The 2,455-nt window shown below is 59.3% G+C and carries 3 protein-coding genes; all 3 read right to left on the bottom strand.

What is annotated here, in order from left to right:
- Positions 1 to 542 (bottom strand): NAD-dependent epimerase/dehydratase family protein (locus NI21_RS0115520; protein WP_033127119.1); only part of this gene is annotated, 542 nt, incomplete at its 3' end.
- A gap of 28 nt (positions 543 to 570) precedes the next feature.
- A complete protein-coding gene (locus NI21_RS0115525; RefSeq protein WP_033127120.1) occupies positions 571 to 1,800 on the bottom strand; it encodes a nucleotidyltransferase family protein in 1,230 nt (409 codons plus the stop codon).
- A 1-nt stretch (position 1,801) separates the two neighbouring features.
- On the bottom strand, positions 1,802 to 2,455 hold a 654-nt coding region (locus NI21_RS0115530; protein WP_033127121.1), incomplete at its 5' end, for a polysaccharide biosynthesis protein.

Below are 2,455 nucleotides of genomic sequence, written 5' to 3' on the forward strand. Positions count from 1 at the left end.
TGGATGGGCAGGCCGTTGGCGATGTTGCTGCTGAAGGTGGCCACCGCGGAATTGTAGTTGGGGCGGCACCATTTCCCGAACAGGTTGGGGAACCGGTAGATCAGCACCTTCGCTCCGGTCTCCTCGCTGTATGCCTGAAACAGCTCCTCCCCGGCCAGCTTGCTCCTGCCGTACTCACTGCCGGCAAAGCGGCCTGTCAGGCTGGCCTGGATGCTGCTGGAGAGCATGACAGGAGCTTTGTTCCCGTGCTTCTTCAGGGTGTCCAATAAGGTGGAAGCGAAGCCGAAGTTCCCCTTCATGAAATCCTCCTGGTTCTTGGGCCGGTTCACCCCTGCCAGGTTAAAGACAAAATCTGCCTCCTTGCAGTAGGTGTCCAACTCCTCCGGGGTAGAGTCGATATCATAGGTATAGATAATCAGCTCTGACGGTTCCTCCAGGCCTTCTATCCTGTGCACCCGGTCCTTGCCGTCCCGGATGCTCTCCAGGGAGGCGGTCAGGTTCCTGCCTACGAAGCCCTTGGCTCCGGTGATCAGTATGTTCATCTTATTGCCCTCCTTCTATGGTAACAGTCTATTCTGTATCTTTCTCTGTTTCAAAAAGTCCCAGTCTGGCGTAGACAGACCGCCTGGCGGCCGCTCCCTCCACCAGTCTTCGCGGATGGATCACTGGCCTTTTTCCCCGGAGCATCCGGATCAGATAACGGCCTCCGTAAAAGGCCCAGCCCGCCGGGAGCAGCAGCGGCAGCCTCCGGGATAAGGGAAGCTTGGTATACACCGCCTCATTCAGGGAGCGGATGAACTGCCGCCCCAGGGAGATGTGTCCCACGCCGTCCTTTCCCCTGCTGGATATCAGGTACACCTCATGTCTCCGGCTCTCGTCCTTCCGTCCAAAATTCCCTCCGGCAAACACATCCCGGATCAGGGCCTGCACAAGCTCCCGGTCTTCCTTCCCTGCCTTCCCCGGCCAGCGCCTCTCTGGCATGCCCAGATAACGGATGCACACCTGGGTCAGGAGCTGGGCAAACCGCCACATCCCGATGGCCTTCAGCTTCTCCTCAAAAAGCGCCCGGAACTCCCGGTCTGACAGGGAGGCCGCAAAGACCGCCCAGTCACAGAGGTGGCGCAGGCCGATCCCCTCCCCCACCAGGTGATGGCTGGTATGCAAAAGGAGCACCAGCCCGTGGTGAAAGGGGGAGGGGATGCGGATCTTCCCGCCTTCCAGCTCGATCTCCCTTCCCTTTTCCATGATGTCCTTCAGGTATTCCCGGACCAGCTCCCCGGGCCTTCCATGGGGTACTCCGGCGGGCTCGAAATGCATCTCCAGATGCGCCCTCTCCTTCCGGTAGACTATGTGGCAGATATGCTCTTCCTTCCAGGGCACGAACCCCTCTGCCTCCAGCACCTTCCCGGCCCTCTCAAGGTCCCGGGGCCGGACCAGGAAGTCCACATCCCCCATGGTCCGCTCCAGAGGCGCCGGATAATAAGCTGCCGAGGCGCAGCCCTTTAGGATGACATAGGGGATCCCTGCTTGTTCCATCAGCTCATGGACCTGCTGATGCTGCCAGGTCACCTGCAGGCTGTGGTAGGCCTGGACAGCCACTGTGTACTTCCATCTATCGGCCAGCTCTTTGGGCAGCGCCTCCTTGTTCACGCTCTTCCAGGCAAGGGCAGAGACTGCCTGCTGGCAGCATTCCTCATAGATCCCCTGCCAGTCCGCATCCCGCGCCGGCATCCTTTGCCCTGTCTGAAATAAGCTTTTTCCTGACAGTGCCAGCACTGCCTGCTCCCTGACGCTCTTCACCTTACTGCTCCCACTCCTTTAATTCATCCTGGATATACTTCAGGGACAGCAGCTTCCCCTTCACCTGCTCCACATCCAGCAGCTCCGTGTTGCTGGAGTTGAACTCGGTCAGGGTGTTCCGCTGCACATCCCCGTCCTTGAAATATTTGTCATAGTTCAGATCCCGCTTGTCGCAGGGTACCCGGTAGAAGTTCCCCATGTCAATGGCATGGGAGCACTCCTCGTTGGTCAGCAGGGTCTCATACATCTTTTCCCCGTGGCGGATCCCGATGACCTTCACCGGGTTGTCCGCATGGAACACCTCCTCCACGGCCCGGGCCAGCACCTCGATGGTGCAGGCCGGCGCCTTCTGTACCATGATATCACCGCTCTGGGCATTCTGGAAAGCGAAAACCACCAGCTCCACCGCCTCCTCCAGGCTCATGATGAACCGGGTCATGGCGGGCTCTGTCACGGTCAGCTCCTTCCCCTCCTTGATCTGGCTGATGAAAAGAGGGATGACCGAGCCCCGGGAGCACATAACATTGCCGTAGCGTGTACAGCAGATGGCTGTCTTCTCCGGAGAAACGGTCCTTGATTTGGCCACGATCACCTTCTCCATCATGGCCTTGGAGGTGCCCATGGCGTTCACCGGATAGGCGGCCTTGTCCGTGGA

Source organism: Eubacterium sp. ER2, from assembly GCF_000765215.1.
Classification (GTDB): Bacteria; Bacillota; Clostridia; order Lachnospirales; family Lachnospiraceae; genus Claveliimonas; species Claveliimonas intestinigallinarum.